We start from the raw sequence: 22902 nt of genomic DNA on the forward strand, positions 1-22902 counted from the left end.
CTGAAAATGCAGCCAAAAGGCGCATGGGGCGTTCTGCCATCGTAACGACAATTGGAAAAAGGTGTATTGGGTGGCTACAAGCTGTTTCGCGGAAAGGCTGGCAAAACAGGTGCCCCTGTCCGACGCGGAAAAGAAGGCATTGATCCGGCTTGAGGAAAATCCTCGCAAGATCAAGCGCGGCGGGATGATCCAGCGGGTCAATGACACGGTGACGGAATTGTTCGTGCTACGCGAAGGCCGGGTGATGAGCTTCGTCATCCTGCCCGACGGCAGTCGTCAGATCCTGCGCGTCTATTTCCCCGGCGATTTCATCGGATCGGCCAGCACCATCTATAGCAAGGCGCCCGAATCGCTGGTCGCCCTGTCGGACGTGGTCGTGTGCCCGTTCGACAAACAGGCGCTGCGCCGGCTGCTGGAGGAATCGCCGCGGGTCGCGGCGTTGCTGTTCCTGTTGTCCAACGCCGAACGGGTGGCGATGACCGACCGGCTGGCCGCCCTGGGCCGCACATCGGCCAAGGCGCGCGTCGCCGCTTTCCTGCTCGACATGTTCGACCGGCTGCGTGTCACCGACGACAGCATCGTCGACAGTTTCGACCTGAAGCTGACGCAGGAGGAGATTGGCGATTCCATCGGCCTGACGTCCGTCCATGTGAACCGGATGATCCGGCAGATGGAGCAGGAAGGCCTGATCAGCCGTTCCAACGGGCGCATCATCCTGAACGATGTGGCGCGGCTGGAGGAGGTTGGCCATTATACCAATCGCATGAAGGACATGGATCTGGACTGGTTGCCGGTCAGCTGAGCTATTTGCCGCCCTTGCGATCGGGCGCGAAGCAGCGATCGCAGCGACGCCAACAGGTGACGCCGGGCATTGCCATCGCCGGACGCAGGTCGCGTTCGGGATACAGGCCGGCCAGGATCGCGGGCGATACGCCTTCGGGCGCAGCGCGATTATGGCACATCAGGCAGTTGCGGACATATTTGGCGCGGGTGAGCGCCGAATGATCCTCCTGCGCGAAGGCCGCGCCTGGCAGCAGGAGCAGGAGCGCCGCCAGCGCCGCGCGCGCCCTCACGCCATTAGCTCGACATCCCAATAGAGCCAGTCATGCCAGCTTTCGTGGAGATAGCCCGGCGGGAAGGCACGGCCATGTTCCTGCAAATGCCAGCTGGTCGGGCGGATCGGTTCGACATGCAGGCGCATCCCCGCCTGCTTGGGCGTGCGCCCGCCCTTTTTGAGGTTGCAGGGCGAACAGGCGGTGGCGACATTTTCCCAGGTAGTGCGCCCGCCTGCGCGGCGCGGGACGACATGGTCGAAAGTCAGGTCGTTCGTCGTCCCGCAATATTGGCAGGAGAATTTGTCGCGCAGGAACAGGTTGAACCGGGTGAAGGCGGGATGTTCGGACGGGCGCACATATTGTTTGAGCGCGATCACCGACGGGATCTTCATATCCAGGCTGGGGCTGTGGACCTGCCGTTCATAGCTGGCGATGATGTCCACCCGGTCCAGAAACACCGCCTTGATCGCGGTCTGCCAAGGCCAGAGGCTCAAGGGATAATAGCTAAGCGGCGTGTAATCGGCATTGAGAACAAGCGCCGGGCAGTTTTCCGGATGCCGTATAAGGTCGGGATGGTACATAGAAACGCTTCTACCCCCTTGCCGACGCCGCTGATCCACCAACAACGTGACATGAGCATGACAGCATTAACGAATATCTCTCGTCAAGAGCCTGTATGACTCTATCCGCCGCACTACCGCATATGGTGACCCGCTTCGCCCCCAGCCCCACTGGGTTGCTGCATGTCGGCCATGGCTGGTCGGCATTGATGGGACATGACATGGCCCGCGCGGCCGGTGGCGCCTTTCGCCTGCGGATCGAGGATATAGACGCCACCCGGAGTCGGCCCGATCATATCGCGGGCATCATAGCCGACCTGACCTGGCTGGGCGTAGCATGGGACGGCGATCTCGTCTTCCAGTCGCAGCGGCTGGACGCTTATGAGGCAGCGCTGGAAAAGTTGCGCGCGCAAGGACTGCTCTATCCCTGTTTCTGCACGCGGGCCGACATCCAGGCCAGCCTGACCGCGCCGCACGGACCGGAGGGACCGGTCTATCCGGGGACGTGCCGGGGCTTGAGCGAGGTGGACCGTGCGCGGCGGATCGGTGCGGGGGAGGCTCATGCCTGGCGAATCGACATGAGCGAAGCGGTGGCGCGGGTTGGGGCGTTGACTTGGACAGACCTCCCCTTCCCGCCCGACCTGGATATCCACCGCGACGTAGCGGCCCATCCCCTCGCCCATGGCGACGTCGTGCTGGCGCGCAAGGATGCACCGGCCAGCTATCATCTGTCCTGCACGCTGGACGATGCGGCGATGGGCGTGACCCATGTGCTGCGCGGCGACGACCTGCGCGGCGCGACCGACATCCACCGACTGCTCCAGGCGTTGCTCGACCTGCCAAGCCCCGCCTATGTCCATCATCCGCTGCTGGTCGGCCCGGACGGCAAGCGCCTGGCCAAGCGCAGCGGGTCGATCGCGCTGGCCGACCTACGCGCGCAGGGGATGGCGGCGGACGTGCTGGCGCTACACCTTCGGACAGGGCGCTTTCCCATTGGCATCAGTCTCGCAAAGGCCTAGCATCGGGCCATGAACACCATCCTCGTCATCGCCCTGATCCTCGCCATGGCCGCGACCCTGTACGCGCTGATCCGGGGCATCGTCGCCTTTCTTCAGACCACGAAGGAAGAGCTGAACCTGCCTGAAGGCGTGGTGCGGCCGTCCAGCCTGAAACAGAATAAGATGATGATGAATCGCATCCTGTTCCAGGCCGCGGCGATCATCATCGTGGCGATCCTGCTGATGGCCAAGGGGCATGGCTGAGGCATCAAGACTGCCACAGCACAATAGAACCGTTCGGGCTGAGCCTGTCGAAGCCCCAGCCTTTCTTGAGCAACCCGCCTTTGTTGAACGAGAATAGCCCTTCGACAGGCTCAGGGCGAACGGGGTTCTAGAGGTATCTCGTCCAACATATGTCGCACCGGGGAGTGACAAGACCCTATGGTCAAGCTGAACAAAATCTACACCCGGACCGGGGACGACGGGACGACCGGCCTGGTCGATGGATCGCGCCTGCCCAAATATGCGCCGCGGATGCAGGCCGTGGGCGACGTCGATGAGGCGAACAGCGCGATCGGGCTGGCCATCGTCGCGATGGGCGACCGGCACGAAGCCGCCTGGTTGACCGTCATCCAGAACGACCTGTTCGACCTGGGCGCCGATCTTGCGACGCCCATTCCGGACGGCGCCGACGAACCATGGGCGCTGCGCATCATCGCCAGTCAGGTGACCCGGCTGGAGCAGCAGATCGATGCGATGAACGACGATCTGACCCCGCTCGACAGCTTCATCCTGCCGGGCGGTTCGCCCGCCGCCGCCGCCATCCACCTGGCCCGTGCGATCACGCGCCGGGCCGAACGCAGCGCGACCGCCGCCGCGGTGGAGGTGGCGCTCAATAGGCAGGCGCTGGCCTATCTCAACCGTTTGTCGGATTTGCTGTTCGTGCTGGCGCGCCGGGTGAACGACAATGGCGCAGGCGACGTCAAATGGGTGCCGGGCGCGTCGCGCTGACTCCACTCGACTCGGCCCCTGCACGGGCCAGCCGGTAATATCGGCTTAACCCTGTTTCTTCAGGCCGCATTTAGACGCTTTTCCGACGGTGCAGGCCAATCGCGCCATTCGGGGACCGCCATGCATTTCTACCTCGCCACGTCGTTCATCTTTCCGCGCTCGCTGCGCCTGCGCCTCTTCACCCTCTGCTTCATCGCTACCCATCTGCCGCTGCTGGCCTATCTGGGCTGGGGTTTCGCCAGCGGCCGGATCGCGCTCGCCGAATTCGTCCTGCTGACATTGGCCACGGTGGTCGGCACCGGCATCGCCCTGCTGGGCATCGGCGCGTTGCTCAATCCCATTCACGCGCTGGCGCAAACGCTGCACCGCGATGGCGAAGCGCCCGCCCTGCCAGAAGTCGGCGACGTCATCCACACCCTCTATGCCGGGGTGCAGCGCGCTGCCAGCGTGACGCGCGAGCGGATGGACGACCTGCATCAGGCCGCGCACGAAGACCCGTTGACCGGCATCGCCAACCGGCGCGGCTTCCTGGCCCATATCGACGCGCTGCCGGACGATCGTCGCCGGGGCTGTATCGCCATCATCGACATCGATTATTTCAAGCGGGTCAACGACCTGCTGGGCCATGAGGAGGGCGATCGCGTGCTGGCGTCCTTCGCAACCCGCCTGTCTGCGCTGGTCCGCCGCGTCGACATGGTCGCGCGCTGGGGCGGCGAGGAATTCGCCATCTTCTTTCAGGATTGCATCGAGGATGAGGCGAGCTGGTCGCTGGCGCGGATCGCCAGCCGGATGCGCAGCGAGCCGATCGGCCGCGTGCAGGACCGGCCAATCAGCTTTTCCGCCGGCGTATGCCGTTGGACCGGCGGCGACCTGGACGTTGCGCTGCGCCGCGCCGACGATGCGCTCTACGAAGCCAAGCAATCGGGCCGCGACCGCGTCTGCCGCGCCGCGCCGATCCTTCAGGAACTGTGATCCTGCCCTAAAGATCACTGTCCGGAACCGCATGCGGGCTTATGCGCTTGTCCCTGCAAGAGAGCGGCGCAACCGTATCGGAAAGGGCAGGCATGGCGAAAAGCTGGACGGAGGCGCATCAGGACGACCTGGAAGAGCGCTATCGCGCCGTCCGCGCCCTTACCGAGGCTCTGACTGCGCCACTGTCGGACGCTGACGCCACGGTCCAGTCGATGCCCGACGCATCGCCCGCCAAATGGCATCTGGCGCATGTGACCTGGTTCTTGGAAACTTTCGTGCTGCGCGACCATGTGGCGGGATATCGGCCGTTCGATCCGCGCTACGCCTTTTTGTTCAACAGCTATTATGAGGCGGAGGGCGCGCGCCACGCCCGCCAGATGCGCGGCATGCTCACTCGCCCATCGCTGACCGAAATCCGCGCCTATCGCGCCCATGTGGATGCGGCGCTGACTGGTGCGCTGGGGATGCTGCAGCAACCTGCGCGGGCGCTGGTGACTTTGGGGTTGCAGCATGAGCAGCAGCATCAGGAATTGCTGCTGACCGACCTGCTGCACCTGTTGTCGCTCAATCCGCTGGAGCCGGCGCTGTTTGGCGCGCCCAGCGCCGCGCCGGTCGATCTGCCCGGCCCGCTCCATTGGATCGAGGGGCGCGAAGGGCTGGTCGAAATCGGCGAGGACGGGCGGGGTAGCTTCGCGTTCGATTGCGAAGGGCCGCGACACAAGGCGGTGTTGCGTCCGCACGCACTGGCGCACCGGCCGGTCACCAATGGCGAATGGATCGCCTTCATCGAGGATGGCGGCTATCGCACGGCGGCGCACTGGCTGTCGGACGGATGGGGTTGGGTACAGGGCGAAGGCATCGAAGCGCCGCTTTACTGGAAGCAGAGCGAGCAGGGCTGGACCCGCTTCGGCCTGGACGGGCGCCAGCCGGTGAACCCGGCCGCGCCGGTCACCCATATCAGCCTGTATGAAGCGGACGCCTATGCCAGCTGGGCCGAGGCGCGATTGCCGACCGAGGCCGAATGGGAAAGCGCGGCGCAGAATGTCGCGGCGGTCAGCGGCAACCAGCTGGACGGCCCCGCCTGCCCCCGGCCCAAGCCAGCAGAGGACGGGTCTGCGCTGACGCAGATGTTCGGTGACGTGTGGGAATGGACCGGCAGCGCCTATCGCCCCCATCCCGGCTTTCGCGCCGCGCCGGGCGCGGTCGGCGAATATAATGGCAAGTTCATGTCCGGCCAGTTCGTGCTGAAGGGCGGCAGTTGCGCCACCCCGCGCGGCCATGCGCGGGGCAGCTATCGCAATTTCTTTTACCCCCACCAGCGCTGGCAGTTCACCGGACTACGGCTGGCCAAGGATCTCTGACCGCCATGCTGCTGACCCAAGACGCCGCCAACATCGCTGGTTCGATCGATCCGGCTTTCCGCCATGATATCGTCACCGGCCTGTCGCGCAGTCCCAAGGCGACACCGCCGATATGGTTCTATGACCGGCGCGGCTCGGAATTGTTCGAAGCGATCACTGACCTGCCCGAATATTATCCCACCCGCACCGAAACCGCGCTGCTGGCGCGCCATGGGGCGGATTTTGCCGCAGCGGTGGGCGAAGGGCGGGCCGTGGTGGAATTTGGCGCGGGGAGTTCGCGCAAGACCCCGCATCTGCTGCGCGCGATCGCGCCCGCAGCCTATGTGCCGATCGATATCAGCGGCGACTTTCTGCACACGAGCAGCGCGGCGTTGGCGGAGGCTTTTCCCGGCCTGCCGGTGCTGCCGGTCGTGGGCGATTTCAACCGGCCGCTGGCCCTGCCAACCGCGATCGGGGGGATGCCGCGACTGGGTTTCTTCCCCGGATCGACGATCGGCAATATGGAACCGGACGCCGCCGTCGACCTGCTGCGCGCGATGCGCCGGTTGCTGGGTGATGGGGCCAAGCTGCTGATCGGGATGGACCGGATCAAGGATCGCGATCGGCTGATCGCGGCCTATGACGATGCACAGGGCGTGACTGCGGCCTTCAACATGAACCTCATCGAGCGGGTCAACCGCGAGCTGGAGGGCGACCTGCCGATCGACGGCTTTGCCCATCGCGCGATCTGGAACGATGAAAAGGCGCGGATCGAAATGCATCTGGAGGCGCAGCGTGCGCTCCATTTCCAGGTCGCGGGCCGATCCTTCCACATGGACGCGGGCGAGACCATCCATACCGAAAGCAGCCATAAATATGGCGCGCGCGACGGGCGGCTGCTGCTGCGCGCTGGCGGATGGGCGCCGGCCGCGGAATGGACCGACGATGACGGGCTGTTCGCGCTGGTGCTGGCGGAGGCGGGTTAGGCGGTCGCCAGCAACAGGTCGCGCAAGTCGGTGAGGCTGGGCAATATCTGCGCGCAGGCCAGCGTCAGTTCTTCGGTTGGCGGCAACAGGTCGGGGACCATCACCGTCGCGATGCCTGCTGCCGTAGCGGAGCGAACGCCGACATGGCTGTCCTCCACCGCGACGCAATGCGCCAGATCGACGCCCAGCAGGCGCGCCGCCAGCAGATAGGGCTCGGCGTGCGGCTTGGGCCGGTCGACATCGGTGCGCGTCACCACCACGTCGAAATAATGGAGCAGGCCGCTCTTCTCCAGCCGTTGCTGTGCATAGGGCGCGGCGGTGGAGGTGGCGAGCGCCATGGGGATGCCCGCCTGCGCCAGATGATCGAGGATCAGCCGCGCACCGGGGCGCAGGGGGATGCCGGCGTCCACCGCGGCCTCGAACAGCGCGTCGCTGTCGGCGTAGAAGCGGGCGAGCGGAAAGTCCGGTCCCAGATGCGCGGCCAACATCCGCTCATTTTCGTCGCGGTGGATGCCGACCATCGACAGCAGCAGATCGTCCGCCATCGGCCAGCCGATCGCTTCGCCGGTTTGCGCAAAGGCGCGGCGATGCGCCGCCTCGGTATCGAGCAGCGTGCCGTCCATGTCGAAGATGACGGCGCGGATCGGGTCTGGCAGGCTGGATGCGGAAGTCTTGGAGGTGGATTGGCGTAACGGCTGGCTCATGGCGTCAATATGGCCGCGTCCTGTTCCAATTCCATTGCAAAGCGCGGCGCGGCGGTTGCGCGATATATTACCCTGCCGATGATAGGTCTATTCCGCCACCTGCGCCGACCATGTCCTGATCCAGTGCCACGCGCCGCGACATTCGCCCATGCTGGTGGCTTCGGTCAGGCGGAAGCGGGTGCCGTCCCAGACATAGGTTTCGCTGCCGCCGCAATCGCCCAGCCCACGCCCCTTGGCGAAACTGTCGAGCCGCAACTTGTCGGCGGTCCAGCCCACATTGACCAGCATCGGCCGGGCCTCCTCCTCGCTCCAGCCGGGCTTAAGGTCGAAGCTGGCGAGACGGAAGGCGCGGCGGCCAGCTTCTCCGGTCGCGATTACCGGGACCGACGTGAAATTATAGGCACCGCTGCCGCAGGGGACCAGAATCAGCGTTTCGGTGCGCGACAGCCGGTAAAGCTGAGGCGGCTCCGCGCCCTTCATCTCTTCCGTGCAACGGGTAAATTTGCCGAGCGCGGTCAGTTCCTCCCGCCACAAGGCCGCAGGCGCGGTCGCAGTTGGCAGGGGCGCACGGCGGATGATCGGCGGTGGCGGCGCGGCGCGCACAGCGAGCGGGCCGAGCGGCCCGGTGGCGACCAGCGCGGTGCTTGTTCCAGCCCGCCCCTGCCGCGCATCCATATAGCGCAATGCCGCCCCTGACCCGGCCAGCGACGGCTTGCCGAGCGACCGATTGCCCAGCCGCAGTTCCAGCGCATTGCCGCGCGCCATGGCGATCGCCAGCGCGGCGGCCTGAGGCCCTCTGATGGTGGCGTCGCCGTCCCGGCTCATCGCGCTGGCGATCCGACGGCCATCGACATGGAAGCTGATCTCGCCCCCGCCTTTGGCGTCGCGGCTGACCCACACGTCCGTCGCAGCATCCGGCCCGGCGTCGCGCACGATACCGACCATCAACGGACTGTCCGGCCACTCGCCGCCTTCGGGCAACAGCGACACGGTTTCACAGCGGTTGCGATTGTCGCAGCCGATGGTCCAGTCCTTATAGGTTTCCAATGCGCCAGGCTTGGGCGCTTGCGCAGCCCCCATCCCCGACCAGCCCAGGGCCGCCAGAGCGACCATGAAATAATGTTTTGCCCCCATGGGTTAACCATAACCGATTTGCATCGGCAGCGGTAGCGTTTCCGTTACGATGCCGACTTGATCGACATCACAGGCTGAGCATCAGTCCTGCCAGCGCCGCGCTCATCAGATTGGCGAGGCTGCCGGCGACCAGCGCCTTCAGCCCCAGCTTCGCGATCATCGGCCGCTGATTGGGGGCAAGGTTACCGGTCACCGCCATCTGGATCGCGATCGAGCTGAAATTTGCGAAACCACATAGGGCAAAAGTGATGATGGCGATGGTCGCGGGCGACAGCGCGCCCTGCACCTGGCCAAGGTTGATATAGGCGACGAATTCGTTGAGCACGACCTTCGTCCCGAACAGGCCGCCCGCCACCTGCGCTTCGGCCCAGGGGATGTTGAGCAGATACATGACCGGCTGGAACACATAGCCGAGCAGCATCTGGAAGCTGAGCGTGGGATAACCGAACCATGCGCCGATGCCACCCAATATGCCGTTGGCGAGCGCCACCAGCGCGACGAAGGCCAGCACCATGGCGCCGACTGCGACGGCGAGTTTGACACCTGTCTGCGCACCCTGCGCCGCGGCCATGATGAGGTTGGCGGGCTTTTCCTCGTCATGGCTGGCCTGCGGCATGGGTTCGCCCGGCGTGCCTTCGGGCAGCAGCGCGGCGGGGCCTGCGCCGCTGATCCGCGTTTCGGGCAGGAGTAGGTCGGGATGGTCGCCCAGCGGCAATTCGCCCTGCACCGGCACGCGCGGGTCGGGCATCATGATCTTGGCCATCAACAGCCCACCGGGGGCCGCCATGAAGCTGGCCGCGAGCAGATAGTCGATCTTGATCCCCATCGACGCATAGGCGGCCAGGATGGTACCCGCCACGCCCGCCATGCCGCTGGTCATCACCGCGAATAGTTGCGGCGGGGTGAGGCCGGCGAGATAGGGACGGATGACGAGCGGGCTTTCGCTTTGGCCCACGAAGATGTTGGCGGCCGCGCACAGGCTTTCCACCTTCGACACGCCCGTCACCCATTCGATCGCGCCGCCGACCCAGCGGACGATGAACTGCATGATCCCCAGATAATAGAGGATCGACACCAGGCTGGCGAAGAAGATGATGACCGGCAGCGCCGCGATGGCGAAGCTGGCCCCGCCGATGTCAGGCCTGGCGAGCGGGCCGAAGATGAAGTCGGTCCCCGCCTGCGCATAGCCCAGCAGGTTGGCGACCCCGCGCGACATGCCAGCGATGATGCCGCGCCCAGCGGGCACATAGAGCACCAGCAGGGCGATCCCCGCCTGCAACAGGAAGGCCGCGCCCACCACCCGCGGCTTGATGGCGCGACGATCCGACGAAAGAGCGAAAGCGATGGCGAGGATCAGGAGAATGCCGGCAAGGCCGATGAGAAGATGCATGAAGCGCTTTCGCGTGGAGGACAAACCCTGCGACTATATGGGCCATGTCGCGGGGAGGCCAGAGCGTTTGACGGCTACAAAGCCGCTACATTGGGCAATTGGCCGGAGACATGCCGCGATTAGGGACGATCCCGAGGGTCTTTGAGCAACAAGACAAGAGGGACAGGGTAGATGGCCGGACATGATGACGCGCACGACCATGGGTTGATGCACGACCTGGAACAGATGCGCACGCTGGCGCGGGAGAGCATCGGACGGCGGCGCACCTTGCGGCTGCTGTTTTCGGCGAGCGGCGCGGCGCTCATCGGGGCATGTGGCGGCGGATCGGGATCGTCGAGCGGATCGACCGCGACGCCAACGCCGACTCCTACCCCTGCGCCCACACCAACTCCTACGCCGACACCCACCGGCACCTGCGTCGCCGATCCGACCGAAACCAACGGCCCCTATCCGGCCGACGGGTCCAACAGCAGCAACGGCAGCGTGGTCAATGTGCTGGACGACACCGGCATCGTTCGGACCGACATCCGGTCCAGCTTCGGATCGTCCAGCGGCACCGCGGCGGGCATCACGATGGAACTGACCATCACCGTCGTCAACGTCAACAGCAGTTGCGCGACGCTGGAGGGCTATGCCGTGTATCTCTGGCACTGCACCCGTGACGGGCTTTATTCGCTCTACACCGTGCCGGGCGAAAATTACCTCCGCGGCGTGGGCGTGACCGACGCCAATGGGCAGGTGACCTTCACCAGCATCTTCCCCGGCTGTTATGACGGGCGCTATCCGCATATCCATTTCGAAGTCTATCCGAGCCTGGCCCGCGCCACCAGCTACGCCAATCGCGTGCTGACGTCGCAATTCGCCATGCCGGCCGATGCCTGCACCACGGTTTACGCCACCAGCGGCTATGCCAGCAGCAAGAGCAATTTCGCCAGCATATCGACCGGCAGCGACAATGTGTTCGGCGACAATACGACAGCGCAGGTGACAGCGATGACGCCGACAATGACCGGCGACGTCACCAACGGCTATACCGGCGCGGTAACGGTCGGCCTGGCGATTTGATCGGAGCAGCGTGTAGATGACTTTGCAGGAGGCGCATTCCGCCGATATGCTGGCGCCCATGGATGGTTCGCGCATATTGGTGGTCGACGATGATGCGGACATCCGCACGCTGCTGTCGGATTTTCTGGAGCAGCACGGCTTTGCCGTAACCGCGGTGGCCGATGGCGCGGCCATGGACGATGTCCTGGCGGCGCAGGATTTCGATATCGCGGTGCTCGACGTGATGATGCCGGGCGAGGACGGGCTGTCGATCCTGCGGCGGCTGTCGGCGCGCGGCGGCCTGCCGGTCATCATGTTGTCGGCGATCGGCAGCGACATCGACCGGATCGTCGGGCTGGAAATGGGGGCGGAGGATTATCTGCCCAAGCCGTGCAATCCGCGCGAACTGCTCGCCCGCGTCCGCACCGTCCTGCGCCGTCACCGGCGACAGGTGGCGGAGACGGCCGAGCCGAGCGGCAGGAAGCTGCGCTTCGCCGGCTGGCATGTCGACATGACCGGGCGGTTGCTGACCGATCCCGACAATGTGGTCGTCACCCTGACCGATGGCGAGTTCCGGCTTCTGCGCGCCTTCATCGACCATCCCCGCCGGGTGCTGAGCCGCGACCAGTTGCTCGACTATTCGGCGGGCAATGAGAGCGAAAGCTATGACCGGGCGATCGACGTGCAGGTCAGCCGATTGCGGCGCAAGCTGGAGCGCGGCGCGCGGGCCGACGGCGGGGACGAACTGGTCCGCACCATCCGTAACGAAGGCTATATGTTCACCGCCGAGGTCCGCCCGGCGTGAACCCGCGCCTGGACCGCCTGAACCCGTCGATCCTCACCCGGATCGTCGCGCTGGTCGCGGCCACCCTGCTGCTGGCGCTGGGCGCTATGATGCTGGTCGCCTTTCGCGGGCCGCCGCCGCACAGCCGGCCGATGATGCTGGGCGAGGCCGCTGCCTTGTTGCAGGGCGCAGCGGCCCCGGCCGGTAGTTGGACGGTAGCGCGCTATCAGTCCGATCCCGCACCGCTGGTCGAGCCGGGACAGATGGAGGACCGGCGCGCCGCCGCGCAGGTCGCCGCGCTGCTGGGTGTGCGCCCGACCGACGTCCGCCTGATGCGCGAACTGCCACCGATGCGGATGGCTGATCCCGATCGGAAGGTCTGGCCACGGCCTAATTTCGGTCCTGACGGCACGATGCTGCATGGCGCATTCCTGCTGGCGAGGCGCACAACGGGCGGCTGGCAGGTGGTGCAGGCGCGGCAGGGGGCGAACGGGCGCTGGTACGCCATCACCCTGTCGCTGATGGCGGGCATCTTCATCCTGCTGCTGCTGCCTGCTTATTGGGTGGCGCGGCGCATTACCCAGCCGATCCGGCAATTGGCCGACGGCGCGGCGACCGAGCGGCCCGAACGCGCGGACCCGCTGCCGCTGACCGGCCCGCCGGAGGTGCGCGCGGTCGGCGCGGCCTATAATCATATGCGCGCGCGAATCGCCGATTATCTGAACGAACGCACGGCGATGCTGGTCGCGATCGCGCATGATCTGCGCACGCCCATGACCCGCCTGTCGTTCCGGCTGGAGGCGCTGCCCGACGGGCCGCGCGCCAAGGCGCAGGCGGATGTGCAGGAAATGCGCGCAATGGTCACCGACCTGCTCGATTTCATGCGCGGCCAGGGCGAGGGCGCGGCGCGGGTGCGCATCGACCTGTCCGCCATCATCGAGACGCTGGCCGACGACCTGGCCGATATGGGGCAGGATGTGGCGGTGACGCATAGCAGCCGCGCGGTGGTGCGCGGCGACGCGGTGGCGCTGCGCCGCTGCATCGCCAATCTGGTCGAAAATGCGGTGCGCTATGGCGGATCGGCCCGAATCGCGATGACAGTGGCGGATGAGCGCGTGACGGTGGCGGTCGAGGATGACGGGCCGGGCGTGCCCGATGTCGCGATCGAGCGGCTGTGTGAGCCTTTCTATCGCGGCGAAGCATCGCGTAACCGGGAGACGGGCGGCGTGGGCCTGGGCCTCTCCATCGCGCGGCGGATTGCGGACAGCCATGGCGGCGCACTGGCCTTCGCCAACCGCGCCGGCGGCACCAGCGGATTACGGGCCAGCATCACCCTGCCCCTGGAACGCTGAACCCGACGGAGTCGCCGATCAGTCGCCGCCGTCGAAGGCGAGCGAGGCCCAGGACGCCATCGCATCCACCGCCAATGGCGACAGGCGGATCGCGCGGCGACGCCGGCTGCTGGGCGAACTGCGATGTTCATCCAGAAGGCCGCGCCGTTCCATCACCCCGACCTGGCCGACGACGACGCTTAGCGACAAGCGCAGCGTCTCGCTCAACTGCTCCAGCGTCAGCCCGCCGCCCTCCAGTTCCGCCTGATACAGCAGCAGCAATATGTCCCAGGCCGGATCGGCGAACAGATCATGCCCGAACAGCGTTGAGCGCATCCGCCGCGCTTCGACATAGCGGGCCAGCGCGGGTCGCTGGTCGTTCCCCTCGCCGTCCAGTATCGCCGGCTCTTCCTGCCGGGCGTGAAAATTGGTCAGGCATCGTTGCAGCGCGACCACTAGGTCGACCGCCTCCTGACTCGGCATGTGGCGGTCAGGCGGGATATGCACGGTCATGCGACGCCTTCCGGTCGAGTTCGATGCCGATGATGGCGAACAGCATCAGCGGGATCACCCAGACCGTGCTGAGGCCCGCATAGATCATGTCCGGAAAATCGGGCCGCAACAGGGTGACGACATGAGTCAGCACCGTCATCAGTTGGCAGGCGGCGACCCAGATCGGCCAATAGCGATTGCTGCGCAGCATCAGCCACAGCAACGCCGCAAAGGTCGCCATATCCACGACCAGCAGCCAATATTGGGTGGCGTGCCATGTCCCGGCGAGTTGCGCCGGGATGCTAAGCAGCGCCGCTATGACCGAAATCACCACCAGCAGCCGCCCTTCGCGCCCGCCGAAACACACGGCGAAGGCGCAGGTCATGAGCATCAAAAGCCAGAAGAAAGCCGCCAGCATCCGCATTTCCGATTGAGAGGGAGAACAATGGTCATACAGATGCCGACGGCTTTCACCCCGATCAGGCGACCAGGGTCAGGTGACGCGCGGTTTCGCGCTGTTCGAGTTCCAGGCCGATGGGGCAGCCAAAGGCCGTCACCTCATGCTGGCTGCGTTCGATGCAGCGGGTCAGCAGCGCGGTGGCGCGGACCATGTCGCTGCGGCCCTCGATGATCTTGGTCGCGCTGTCGTGGATCTGCTTGAGGATACGCTGGCTCTCGCTGGCGGTCAGCCCCGATCCCTGCGACGCGGTGAGGAAGGCGGCGGTCAGCTGCGCGGCGTCGACCAGTGCATTGTCCAGCGCGGCAAAGGCCTGGCGAGTCTGGTCGGCGACGGCCTGGGTCTTGGTGGAATCGAGGTTGAGCACAAGTCATCTCCTTCGCACGACGCTCGTTTCACCGAGCGGTGCGTGTTCAGCATGGCGATTTGGGAAAGATCAGCCCAGGACCGTGAAGGCCCCGCGAATGAGCAGCAGCAAAGCGACGACACCAACCCCGGTCAGGACAGCGGCCCGGATCATCGCCAATATGCGGCCATCAATGCTCAGTTCATTGGTCGATCCCCCTAGCGGCGGGCCGAAGGCGAGGATGCGGCGCAGGAGCGTAGGGCGCTCCGTCTCCTCATCCGGCTTGTCCGGCTGACCAAGGGATGACGCAGGTTCGGGGCCGGAGGCAAGCGGCTCCGGCTGATATATCAAAGGCTGATATGTGTCACTTTGGGGCGATCGTTGATCAACCGAAACGAATAGGCGGGCGGCCTCCTTGCGCGACGGCACACCGAATTTGCGCAGGCTGGTGCGGACACGCTGATCGACCGTATGCTCCGACACGCGGAGCTGACGTGCGATTTCCTTGGAATTGAAGCCCTGCGCCACCAGCCGCAGACACTGCTTTTCCCCCTCGCTCAAGGCCGGAAGGGTTTCCGCCACTTCATCATTCCTCCTGCGTGAGCCGCCTGCCGGTTCAACGAACGACCGGACGGGAAGGCTCAGCCACCCACATCTTCATTCACCATAGAAGGTTGCGATTCGGTTTGCACCGGACCCTAAAGTGACACGACAGGATGCAGGGATGCAATGCGGATGGGCGGCGGAACGTCCGCCCCCGACTCACATGTCCGAATTGAGCGTCCGAATCAGGCGTCCGGCTTCGCCCCGCCCTGCTTTGCCTTATGCGCCGCGAGCAGCGCGTCGATCTCGACGATGCGCAGGCGCTGGACCGTGTCCTTGGCCAAGCCCTTCAGGCGACATTCGGCCCAAAGGGCGCGGCGCTCGGATGTCAGCGCCTTAAGATAGAGGTCGGCCATGTGCGGACTCCTGCAAACCGATTGGGGGCGGTGCGTTGCCGCCCGCCCCCTTCGGCGGGCCTTCGGCCCGCCACCTCCCCATGCCGAGGAGGAACTCTATGACTTACGCCGCCTTGGAACGGCTCATGCGCTTGCGCTCGTTCGGGTCCAGGTAGCGCTTGCGCAGACGGATGGTCTTGGGCGTCACTTCGACCAGTTCGTCATCGTCGATATAGGCGATCGCCTGTTCCAGCGTCAGCTTCCATGGCGGGGTCAGGCGAACGGCGTCGTCCTTGCCCGATGCACGGAAGTTGGTGAGCGCCTTGCTCTTCATCGGGTTGACTTCCAGATCGTCGGGCTTGGCGTTTTCGCCGATGATCATGCCTTCATAAAGCGCTTCGCCCACGCCGACCATCAGGATGCCGCGTTCTTCGAGCGGACCCAGCGCATAGGCATTGGCTTCGCCCGACCCGTTGGAGATCAGCACGCCGTTCTTGCGGCCTTCGATCTTGCCCTTGTGGGGACCATATTTCTCGAACAGGCGGTTCATGATGCCGGTGCCGCGCGTGTCGGACAGGAATTCGCCATGATAGCCGATCAGGCCGCGCGACGGGGCGGAGAAGGTGATGCGGGTCTTGCCGCCGCCCGAGGGACGCATGTCGGTCATCTCGGCCTTGCGGATGTTCATCTTCTCGACAACGGTGCCGGAAAATTCCTCGTCCACGTCGATCATGACGGTTTCATATGGCTCGGTCTTGCCGCCATTCTCGTCTTCGCCAAACAGCACGCGCGGGCGGCTGATCGACAGCTCGAAGCCTTCGCGGCGCATGGTTTCGATCAGCACGCCCAGCTGAAGCTCGCCGCGGCCGGCGACTTCGAAGCTGTCCTTGTCGGCGCTTTCCGTGACCTTCACGGCGACGTTGGATTCGGCTTCGCGGGCCAGGCGGTCGCGGATCATGCGGCTCGTGACCTTGGTGCCTTCGCGGCCCGCCATCGGCGAATCATTCACGGCAAAGCGCATCGAGAGCGTTGGCGGATCGATCGGCTGGGCCTGGATCGGTTCGGTCACCGAAATGTCGCAGATGGTGTTCGCCACAGTCGCGACCGCCAGACCGGCCAGCGAGATGATATCGCCCGCCTTGGCTTCGTCCACAGGCACGCGGTCCAGGCCATGGAAGGCCATGATCTTCGACGCGCGGCCGGTTTCGATCACCTTGCCGTCCATGTCGAGCGCGTGGATCGCCTGGTTCACCTTCACCGAACCGCTGGTCACGCGGCCGGTCAGGATGCGGCCGAGGAAGTTGTCGCGGTCAAGCAACGTCACCAGGAAGGTGAAGGGCACGCCTTCGACTTCCACGGCCGGCGCTGGCACATGATCGACGATCTTCTGGAACAGCGGGATCAGCGTGCCCGAACGGAGCGTGGCGTCGTCATTGGCATAGCCGTTGCGGCCCGATGCGTAGAGGACGGGGAAGTCGAGCTGTTCGTCGGTCGCGTCGAGCGACACGAACAGGTCGAACACTTCGTCCAGCACTTCCTGAATGCGCTCGTCGGGACGGTCGACCTTGTTGACGACGACGATGGGCTTGAGGCCCAGCGCCAGCGCCTTGCCGGTCACGAACTTGGTCTGCGGCATCGCGCCTTCCGACGAATCGACCAGCAGGACGACGCCGTCGACCATCGAGAGGATGCGCTCGACTTCACCGCCGAAGTCGGCGTGGCCGGGGGTGTCGACGATGTTGATGCGGACGGGTTCGCCGCCTTCGGGCGTCCATTCGACCGAGGTCGGCTTCGCCAGGATGGTGATGCCGCGCTCCTTTTCCAGGTCGTTGCTGTCCATCGCGCGCTCTTCGACGCGCTGGTTGTCGCGGAAAGTGCCGGACTGGCGGAAAAGCTGGTCGACGAGGGTGGTTTTGCCGTGATCGACGTGCGCGATGATCGCGATATTACGCAGGGACATGTCTTGCCTTCGGGATATGGGTTCCCCCGGCCGACACAAGGTCACGCAAGAGGCTTCGGGCGCGCCCCTACAGGAAATGACGCGATGCGGCAAGGGTGGGCGCGTCGAGCGGGCCGATGGCGGGTTGGGCCGCCCGATCCGTCGAACATGGCGCCAGCACAGGAGACGCCCATGACCGACATCAGCCGCCGTACACTGATCCAGGCGGCCGCCGTCGCCGCGCCGCTGGCCCTTTCACCGCAGATGTTGAGCGCGGCGGGCAAACCGGCCTTGCGCGCGGCAATGCTGCTCGATCCGGCGATCCGTTATTTCAACGCCGCGAACATCGCGCCGACCTTCCGCAGCGTGGCGGCGATCCATGAACAGGAGACGCGCGCGTTCCAGATGGACCCGTCGGTCGAACGGCGCGCCCTCTACCCCAAGGTGGCCGACGCCCTGCGCGCGCGGATCGCCGTCCGGCTGAAGGTCACGGCGCAGGAAATCGCGCTGGTCCGCAATGCGAGCGAGGCCAATACGGTGGCGGTGCGCGGACTGGCGCTGAAACGGGGCGACCGGATCATCCTGACCGACCATAATCATCCATCGACCTGGGACAGCTGGAAACTGCGCGCGGAGCGGGAGGGGCTGGACCTGCATGTCGTGCCGGTGCCGGTCGACGCCGAATCGCCGCAGACGCTGCTGGACGGCATCGCCGCCGCCATCACGCCCAACACGAAGGCGATCTTCCTGTCGCACATGAGCAACATCACCGGCATCATATATCCGGTGGCTGAGATCGCGAAGCTGGCGCAGGCGAAGAATATCTGGCTCCATGCCGACGGCGCGCAGACCTTCGGCTGGATGCAGCTGGACCTGCCCGCGCTGGGCGTCGACAGCTATTCGGGCAGCACGCATAAATGGCTGATGGGGCCGCTGGAGGGCGGCATCCTCTATGTAAAGCGCGCGCGACAGGCCGAACTCCAGCCGATCATGATGAGCCATGGCTATTGGTTGACCGATCCGGCCAATCTGGAGACGGCGCAAAAATATGAGATTTCGGGGCAGCGCGACGATCCCAAGCTGATGGCGATCGCCGCGACGCTGGACGTGCTGGACGGCGTGGGCGGCGACGCGGTGATCGAACCGGCGGTGCGCCAGCGCGCGGCGGCGATGCGGCAGGCGATAGCCGGCGTCGCGGGCGCGCGGGTCATCGGCAGCGGTGCGGCCGCGATCACCGGGCCGGTCATCACCGTCGCCTTCCCCGGCCGTGACGTGCCGGCGATGCGCGCGAAACTGTGGCAGGGCAAGATCGCTACCGCCGCGTCGAAGCTGGAGGGCGGCGCGATCCGCTTTTCGCCGCATATCTATAATAGCGACGATGATGTGGCGGCGGTGATCGAGGGGCTGCGCGCGGGGTAGCTGAGTAGCGCGCAGGTTGCGATAGTAAGGGGACTGTTCCTTTTTGCCCTCTCCCGCTTTCACGGGAGAGGCTACGGAGACTTGGTAGCTTGCTGCCTAGTCGATGTCGGTTAGGGTCTTTCCTCTTTCTGGGGGTGACCAGTCAATAGAAAGACAGACCCTCACCCACGAAAGCGGGAGAGGGCTAGGCAGCAGACCGTCCCCTTCCCTCTCAATCCACCGCTGCTTTACGTCAGTGCAATATCTCCTTGCCCCCCGCGACGACATTTCTATGGTGCCCCGCGTCGCCAATAATATAGCCTGATGCCAAGGAGCTTCCCTCTCATGCGGTCTGCCGCCACCTTAGCTTTCGCCTCGCTGATCGCCCTCGCCACCCCGGCCTTCGCGCAGAAGGATGCGCCCGACGCCGCGAAGCAACATGCCGACAAGGTCGCCGAAGAGGTCGCGGCCAACTGGGCCAGCGCCCCGGTCGAGGAAGTGACGCAGAGCAGCAAGGGCACGGCCCGCGTCGATGGCAAGGCCATCCCCTACACCCAGACCGCCGGCACGCTCACCATCCGCGATGAAAAGGGCAAGCCGGTCGCCAGCATGTTCTACACCGCCTATACCGCGGCGGGTAAGAACCGTCCTGTCACCTTCCTGTATAATGGCGGTCCCGGCTCCTCGTCGCTCTGGCTGCGCATGGGCAGCTTCGCCCCGGAGCATGTCCGCACCGGCAATCCGGAGGCGGTGAAGCCCGCCCCGTTCGACGTCGGCCCGAACAATGACAGCCTGATCGGCAGCACCGACATGGTGTTCCTCGACACGATCGGTTCGGGCTATTCGCGCATTTTGGGCGACGCCAAGCCGTCCGATTTCTACAGCGTCGATGGGGATGTAGACGCCTTCGCCAAGGCGATCATCCGCTACACGACGAAAAATGGCCGCTGGGCGTCGCCCAAATATATTTTCGGCGAAAGCTATGGCACGACCCGGTCGGGCGCGCTTGCCTATCAGCTGGAGGATCGCGGGCTGGCGCTGAACGGCGTGGTACTGTTGTCGTCGATCATGAATTATGGCGTGCGCCAGTCGGGCTTCGACACCATCCATATCGGCTATATCCCCAGCTACGCCGCGACCGCCTGGTATCATAACCGCGTGCCGGGCGGCCGCCCCGCCAGCCTGGAAGCTTTTGTCGAGGAGGCGCGCCAGTTCGCCAATGGCCCCTATGCCACAGCGTTGCTCAAGGGGTCTGACATCAGCCCACAGGAAACCGACCAGATCGCCCAGCAATTGAGCCGCTTCACCGGCCTGTCGGTCGATTATCTCAAGCGCGCCAATTTGCGCGTCAGCCTGTCGCGCTTCCGCAAGGAATTGCTGCGCGATGGCCATGAGACGGTGGGCCGCTTCGACAGCCGCTACAAGGGCATAGACGCCGACGCGGCGGGCGAGGAGCCGGAATTTGATCCGTCCAGCACCGGCATCACCGGCCTTTATGTCGGCAGCTTTCTGGATCAGGTAACGCGCCAGATCGGCTACAAGACCGACCTTAACTACCGCCTGAGCGCGCGCGAGGGCGGCGATTTCAAATGGGACTGGAGCCATCAGGCACCGGAAGGCGGCAAGCAGAATGTCGCGGACGTGACCGCAGACCTGAGCGCCGCGATGCGCACCAACCCGCATCTGCGCGTGCTGTCGCTCAATGGCTGGTACGATATGGCGACGCCCTTCTTCTCGACCGAGCGCGATTTGAAGCACATGATGCTGGAGCCGCAGCTGCGCCAGAACCTCCAGTTCAAATATTATCCGGCAGGCCACATGGTCTATCTGAACCCGGAAGCACTGCACCAGATGCGGCTCGACATGGAGCGCTATTACGCGGAAGGCGCGCGCTGATTGCATCGGGCGCGGAGCCGGGCCATATTCGCCATTGAAGCGCCACTGTAATAGTCACATATGACAGCTGGTTCGCAATGCCGTTGGGAGACGATATGGCCACGACCGCGCCCACCACGACCGTTACTGCCGACACGCTGAACCTGACCGCGCCCGATCCGGTGCCGGTGGTCGCGCCTGAAAAGGCGGCGGGTCTGGTCCCGATCGAGGACGAGAAAAAGTCCAAGCTGGACGAGAAGGTCGACGCCTTCGTCGCGGACCTGGTCGCGCAGGACGCCAATTCGCCCGAGTTCGGTGCGCGCGTCGATCAGCTGACCAATATGGGACGCAAGGAAATCGCCGAGGCCGCGGGCCACTCCAACCGCTTCCTCGACCGGCCGGTGCGCGCGATGGACAGCGATACCAAGGTCGGCGCGGACCTGGCCGAACTGCGCCGCACGGTCGAGGATCTCGATCCGGGCAAGCGCGGCAATCTGCTCGCGCCCAAGAAGCTGTTCGGGATCATCCCGTTCGGCAACAAGATGCGCGACTATTTCGACGGTTATAAGAGCGCGCAGGGCCATATCAATTCGATCCTGGGGTCGCTGGCCAGCGGCAAGGATGTGTTGATCAAGGATAATGCCGCGATCGACGTCGAGCGGCAGAATATGTGGGCCACCATGGGTCGTCTGGAACAGATGATCCATATCAGCAAGACCATGGACGCACGCCTAGAATCCAAGGCGCTGGAACTGGATTCGACCGACCCGACCAAGGCCAAGGCGATCCGCGAAAGCGCGCTCTTCTACATCCGCCAGCGCACGCAGGATCTGCTGACGCAGATGGCGGTGACGGTGCAGGGCTATTTGGCGCTGGATCTGGTGAAGAAGAACAATGTCGAACTGGTCAAGGGCGTGGACCGCGCCAGCACCACCACGGTCGCCGCGCTGCGGACGGCGGTGACGGTCGCGCAGGCGCTCGCCGGGCAGCGGTTGGTGCTGGAGCAGATCACGGCGCTCAACACCACCACCGCCAACATGATCGACCGGACCGGCGAATTGCTCAAAAGCCAGACCGCGCAAATCCACGAACAGGCCGCGGCCAGCACGATCCCGATCGAAACGCTCCAGCGCGCTTTCCAGAATATCTACGATACGATGGACAATATCGACGCCTTCAAGCTGAAGGCGCTGGAAAATATGAAGACGACGGTGAACACCCTGTCGGGCGAGGTGGAAAAGTCCAAGGGCTATATCGCCCGCGCGCAAGGCCAGGCGCAGGCCGCCAGGGAAGTGCGGGCCGACAATCCGCTGCTGAGCGCGATCGAGGGGTGAAGATGATCGCCATCAACGTCCGTTCGTTTCGAGCGAAGTCGAGAAACGCAGGCACGGCGTTCGCCGCTTCTCGACACGCTCGAAGCGAACTGAGGCGGGCGTCATGAGCCGATCCGACCGCGTTCTGGCCGACGCCGAGGCCGTACTGCGCCGCCATAGCGATCGCGGCCAAAGCCTCTCGTCGCGCGCACGGCAGCGGCGCAATGCCGGGCTGATGCGCAAGGTCAAATATGCCTTCTGGGCGGTGCTGGCGGTAGTGCTGGCCAGCGCGGTGGCCGGTTTCATCCTGCCGCTGGGCACCACAGGCGTCATGATCGCGCTGGGCGTGATGATCGCCGCGCTGCTGCTGATCGCGCTCGCGCCGACGGAAAGCCGGGTGAAGACAGAGGCGCTGGCCGCGACCGAACTCACCGCCTTGCCGCTCAAGACCGAAATCTGGCTGGAAAACCAGCGCAAGGCCCTGCCCGCCCCGGCGATCACCCTGGTCGACAGCATCGGCGTGAAGCTGGAGATATTGGCCCCGCAACTGGAGCGGCTGAACGATCAGGAGCCGGCCGCGCAGGAGATTCGTCGCCTGCTGGCCGATCATCTGCCCGAACTCGTCACCGGCTATCAGTCGATCCCGCAGCCGCTGCGCCGCGAGGAGCGCAATGGCCGCGTGCCGGAAAAGCAGCTGGTGGACGGCCTTTCCGTGATCGATGCCGAAATCGGCCGGATGAGCGAGAGTCTGGCCAGCGGCGATCTCGACAAGCTGGCGACGCAGAACCGTTTTCTGGAACTGAAATATCAGGAAGCCAAGGAATTGGGGCAGTAG

The 22902-nt window shown here is 65.0% G+C and carries 25 protein-coding genes; 14 read left to right on the forward strand and 11 right to left on the reverse strand.

The window, feature by feature from the left end:
• Nucleotides 1-70 precede the first annotated feature (70 nt).
• Nucleotides 71-802, forward strand: a complete 732-nt coding sequence (locus HHL08_RS06325; RefSeq protein ID WP_328804582.1) for a Crp/Fnr family transcriptional regulator — start codon at nt 71-73, stop codon at nt 800-802.
• 1 nt (nt 803) lies between these two features.
• Here HHL08_RS06325 and HHL08_RS06330 read toward each other — a convergent pair whose 3' ends face one another.
• Together HHL08_RS06330 and HHL08_RS06335 are read right to left on the reverse strand one after the other, a co-directional pair.
• Entirely contained in the window at nt 804-1073 is a 270-nt protein-coding gene (locus HHL08_RS06330; protein ID WP_169571628.1) for a hypothetical protein, read from the reverse strand.
• Nucleotides 1070-1636 (reverse strand): HNH endonuclease, encoded by a 567-nt coding sequence (locus HHL08_RS06335; RefSeq protein WP_169571629.1) that lies wholly within the window; start codon nt 1634-1636, stop codon nt 1070-1072. The genes HHL08_RS06330 and HHL08_RS06335 overlap by 4 nt, the downstream gene beginning before the upstream one ends.
• Before the next feature lie 95 nt (nt 1637-1731).
• Between HHL08_RS06335 and gluQRS the strand changes: the two genes are divergently transcribed.
• From gluQRS to egtD, 6 genes are all read left to right on the forward strand, one after another.
• Nucleotides 1732-2634, forward strand: coding sequence for a tRNA glutamyl-Q(34) synthetase GluQRS (gluQRS, locus tag HHL08_RS06340; RefSeq protein ID WP_169571630.1), 903 nt, complete (start codon nt 1732-1734; stop codon nt 2632-2634).
• Nucleotides 2635-2643: 9 nt separating this feature from the next.
• The gene (locus HHL08_RS06345) at nt 2644-2877 is read left to right on the forward strand and encodes a twin transmembrane helix small protein (RefSeq protein WP_169571631.1); all 234 of its coding nucleotides are present in this window, start codon (nt 2644-2646) and stop codon (nt 2875-2877) included.
• Between the two features lie 177 nt (nt 2878-3054).
• The gene (locus HHL08_RS06350; protein WP_169571632.1) at nt 3055-3624 is read left to right on the forward strand and encodes a cob(I)yrinic acid a,c-diamide adenosyltransferase; all 570 of its coding nucleotides are present in this window, start codon (nt 3055-3057) and stop codon (nt 3622-3624) included.
• Nucleotides 3625-3744: 120 nt separating this feature from the next.
• On the forward strand, nt 3745-4596 hold the full coding sequence (locus HHL08_RS06355; RefSeq protein ID WP_169571633.1) for a GGDEF domain-containing protein: 852 nt from the start codon (nt 3745-3747) through the stop codon (nt 4594-4596).
• A gap of 92 nt (nt 4597-4688) precedes the next feature.
• A complete protein-coding gene (gene egtB / locus HHL08_RS06360; RefSeq protein WP_169571634.1) occupies nt 4689-5957 on the forward strand; it encodes an ergothioneine biosynthesis protein EgtB in 1269 nt (422 codons plus the stop codon).
• Between the two features lie 5 nt (nt 5958-5962).
• Nucleotides 5963-6922 (forward strand): L-histidine N(alpha)-methyltransferase, encoded by a 960-nt coding sequence (gene egtD, locus HHL08_RS06365; RefSeq protein ID WP_169571635.1) that lies wholly within the window; start codon nt 5963-5965, stop codon nt 6920-6922.
• On the opposite strand, the gene HHL08_RS06370 is transcribed toward egtD, so the two are convergent.
• The 3 genes from HHL08_RS06370 to HHL08_RS06380 form a co-directional block, all read right to left on the reverse strand.
• A complete protein-coding gene (locus tag HHL08_RS06370) occupies nt 6919-7626 on the reverse strand; it encodes an HAD family hydrolase (RefSeq protein WP_169571636.1) in 708 nt (235 codons plus the stop codon). The two genes, egtD and HHL08_RS06370, sit on opposite strands and share 4 nt — an antisense overlap.
• Nucleotides 7627-7713: 87 nt before the next feature.
• Nucleotides 7714-8760 carry a DUF1176 domain-containing protein gene (locus HHL08_RS06375; RefSeq protein WP_169571637.1) on the reverse strand — a complete coding sequence of 349 codons (1047 nt, stop codon included), beginning with the start codon at nt 8758-8760 and terminating at the stop codon, nt 7714-7716.
• Nucleotides 8761-8827: 67 nt separating this feature from the next.
• Nucleotides 8828-10150 carry a NupC/NupG family nucleoside CNT transporter gene (locus HHL08_RS06380; protein WP_169571638.1) on the reverse strand — a complete coding sequence of 441 codons (1323 nt, stop codon included), beginning with the start codon at nt 10148-10150 and terminating at the stop codon, nt 8828-8830.
• A 171-nt stretch (nt 10151-10321) separates the two neighbouring features.
• On the opposite strand from HHL08_RS06380, the gene HHL08_RS06385 reads away from it, so the two are divergent.
• From HHL08_RS06385 to HHL08_RS06395, 3 genes are read left to right on the forward strand one after another with little or no spacing between them, the layout of a single operon-like run.
• The gene (locus HHL08_RS06385) at nt 10322-11215 is read left to right on the forward strand and encodes a peptidase associated/transthyretin-like domain-containing protein (protein ID WP_169571639.1); all 894 of its coding nucleotides are present in this window, start codon (nt 10322-10324) and stop codon (nt 11213-11215) included.
• Between the two features lie 16 nt (nt 11216-11231).
• On the forward strand, nt 11232-11999 hold the full coding sequence (locus HHL08_RS06390; protein WP_169571640.1) for a response regulator: 768 nt from the start codon (nt 11232-11234) through the stop codon (nt 11997-11999).
• Complete coding sequence (locus HHL08_RS06395) at nt 11996-13330, forward strand: ATP-binding protein (protein WP_328804583.1); 1335 nt, start codon at nt 11996-11998, stop codon at nt 13328-13330. The genes HHL08_RS06390 and HHL08_RS06395 overlap by 4 nt, the downstream gene beginning before the upstream one ends.
• 18 nt (nt 13331-13348) lie before the next feature.
• Here the strand turns inward: HHL08_RS06395 and HHL08_RS06400 are convergent, their stop codons facing one another.
• From HHL08_RS06400 to typA, 6 genes are all read right to left on the reverse strand, one after another.
• Nucleotides 13349-13822: an ArsR family transcriptional regulator gene (locus HHL08_RS06400; protein WP_169571641.1), complete on the reverse strand. Its 474-nt coding sequence runs from the start codon at nt 13820-13822 to the stop codon at nt 13349-13351.
• Nucleotides 13800-14219 carry a hypothetical protein gene (locus HHL08_RS06405; RefSeq protein WP_169571642.1) on the reverse strand — a complete coding sequence of 140 codons (420 nt, stop codon included), beginning with the start codon at nt 14217-14219 and terminating at the stop codon, nt 13800-13802. Before HHL08_RS06405 ends, HHL08_RS06400 begins: the two co-directional genes overlap by 23 nt.
• Nucleotides 14220-14280: 61 nt before the next feature.
• Nucleotides 14281-14625, reverse strand: a complete 345-nt coding sequence (locus tag HHL08_RS06410; protein WP_169571643.1) for a hypothetical protein — start codon at nt 14623-14625, stop codon at nt 14281-14283.
• A gap of 69 nt (nt 14626-14694) precedes the next feature.
• Nucleotides 14695-15186 (reverse strand): LuxR C-terminal-related transcriptional regulator, encoded by a 492-nt coding sequence (locus HHL08_RS06415; protein ID WP_169571644.1) that lies wholly within the window; start codon nt 15184-15186, stop codon nt 14695-14697.
• Nucleotides 15187-15392: 206 nt separating this feature from the next.
• A complete protein-coding gene (locus HHL08_RS06420) occupies nt 15393-15563 on the reverse strand; it encodes a hypothetical protein (RefSeq protein ID WP_169571645.1) in 171 nt (56 codons plus the stop codon).
• 103 nt (nt 15564-15666) lie between these two features.
• Nucleotides 15667-17502, reverse strand: a complete 1836-nt coding sequence (typA, locus tag HHL08_RS06425; protein ID WP_169571646.1) for a translational GTPase TypA — start codon at nt 17500-17502, stop codon at nt 15667-15669.
• 171 nt (nt 17503-17673) lie between these two features.
• Here typA and HHL08_RS06430 point away from each other — a divergent pair, with 171 nt between their 5' ends.
• The 4 genes from HHL08_RS06430 to HHL08_RS06445 all read left to right on the forward strand — a co-directional run bounded on the left by HHL08_RS06430 (nt 17674) and on the right by HHL08_RS06445 (nt 22902).
• A complete protein-coding gene (locus tag HHL08_RS06430; protein WP_169571647.1) occupies nt 17674-18900 on the forward strand; it encodes an aminotransferase class V-fold PLP-dependent enzyme in 1227 nt (408 codons plus the stop codon).
• Nucleotides 18901-19224: 324 nt separating this feature from the next.
• Nucleotides 19225-20775 (forward strand): S10 family peptidase, encoded by a 1551-nt coding sequence (locus HHL08_RS06435; protein ID WP_169571648.1) that lies wholly within the window; start codon nt 19225-19227, stop codon nt 20773-20775.
• 95 nt (nt 20776-20870) lie between these two features.
• A complete protein-coding gene (locus HHL08_RS06440) occupies nt 20871-22088 on the forward strand; it encodes a toxic anion resistance protein (protein WP_169571649.1) in 1218 nt (405 codons plus the stop codon).
• A 103-nt stretch (nt 22089-22191) separates the two neighbouring features.
• A complete protein-coding gene (locus tag HHL08_RS06445; protein ID WP_169571650.1) occupies nt 22192-22902 on the forward strand; it encodes a hypothetical protein in 711 nt (236 codons plus the stop codon).

Origin of the sequence: Sphingobium psychrophilum (assembly GCF_012927105.1) — a bacterium.
GTDB classification, from domain to species: Bacteria; Pseudomonadota; Alphaproteobacteria; order Sphingomonadales; family Sphingomonadaceae; genus Sphingobium; species Sphingobium psychrophilum.

Excerpts from the sequence above, each read along its gene's own strand:
- HHL08_RS06335 (WP_169571629.1), bottom strand. The coding sequence starts at position 1,636 with ATGTACCATCCCGACCTTATACGGCATCCGGAAAACTGCCCGGCGCTT.
- gluQRS (WP_169571630.1), top strand. The coding sequence starts at position 1,732 with ATGACTCTATCCGCCGCACTACCGCATATGGTGACCCGCTTCGCCCCC.
- HHL08_RS06345 (WP_169571631.1), top strand. The coding sequence starts at position 2,644 with ATGAACACCATCCTCGTCATCGCCCTGATCCTCGCCATGGCCGCGACC.
- HHL08_RS06350 (WP_169571632.1), top strand. The coding sequence starts at position 3,055 with ATGGTCAAGCTGAACAAAATCTACACCCGGACCGGGGACGACGGGACG.
- HHL08_RS06355 (WP_169571633.1), top strand. The coding sequence starts at position 3,745 with ATGCATTTCTACCTCGCCACGTCGTTCATCTTTCCGCGCTCGCTGCGC.
- egtB (WP_169571634.1), top strand. The coding sequence starts at position 4,689 with ATGGCGAAAAGCTGGACGGAGGCGCATCAGGACGACCTGGAAGAGCGC.
- egtD (WP_169571635.1), top strand. The coding sequence starts at position 5,963 with ATGCTGCTGACCCAAGACGCCGCCAACATCGCTGGTTCGATCGATCCG.
- HHL08_RS06370 (WP_169571636.1), bottom strand. The coding sequence starts at position 7,626 with ATGAGCCAGCCGTTACGCCAATCCACCTCCAAGACTTCCGCATCCAGC.
- HHL08_RS06375 (WP_169571637.1), bottom strand. The coding sequence starts at position 8,760 with ATGGGGGCAAAACATTATTTCATGGTCGCTCTGGCGGCCCTGGGCTGG.
- HHL08_RS06380 (WP_169571638.1), bottom strand. The coding sequence starts at position 10,150 with ATGCATCTTCTCATCGGCCTTGCCGGCATTCTCCTGATCCTCGCCATC.
- HHL08_RS06385 (WP_169571639.1), top strand. The coding sequence starts at position 10,322 with ATGGCCGGACATGATGACGCGCACGACCATGGGTTGATGCACGACCTG.
- HHL08_RS06390 (WP_169571640.1), top strand. The coding sequence starts at position 11,232 with ATGACTTTGCAGGAGGCGCATTCCGCCGATATGCTGGCGCCCATGGAT.
- HHL08_RS06400 (WP_169571641.1), bottom strand. The coding sequence starts at position 13,822 with ATGACCGTGCATATCCCGCCTGACCGCCACATGCCGAGTCAGGAGGCG.
- HHL08_RS06405 (WP_169571642.1), bottom strand. The coding sequence starts at position 14,219 with ATGCTGGCGGCTTTCTTCTGGCTTTTGATGCTCATGACCTGCGCCTTC.
- HHL08_RS06420 (WP_169571645.1), bottom strand. The coding sequence starts at position 15,563 with ATGGCCGACCTCTATCTTAAGGCGCTGACATCCGAGCGCCGCGCCCTT.
- typA (WP_169571646.1), bottom strand. The coding sequence starts at position 17,502 with ATGTCCCTGCGTAATATCGCGATCATCGCGCACGTCGATCACGGCAAA.
- HHL08_RS06430 (WP_169571647.1), top strand. The coding sequence starts at position 17,674 with ATGACCGACATCAGCCGCCGTACACTGATCCAGGCGGCCGCCGTCGCC.
- HHL08_RS06435 (WP_169571648.1), top strand. The coding sequence starts at position 19,225 with ATGCGGTCTGCCGCCACCTTAGCTTTCGCCTCGCTGATCGCCCTCGCC.
- HHL08_RS06440 (WP_169571649.1), top strand. The coding sequence starts at position 20,871 with ATGGCCACGACCGCGCCCACCACGACCGTTACTGCCGACACGCTGAAC.
- HHL08_RS06445 (WP_169571650.1), top strand. The coding sequence starts at position 22,192 with ATGAGCCGATCCGACCGCGTTCTGGCCGACGCCGAGGCCGTACTGCGC.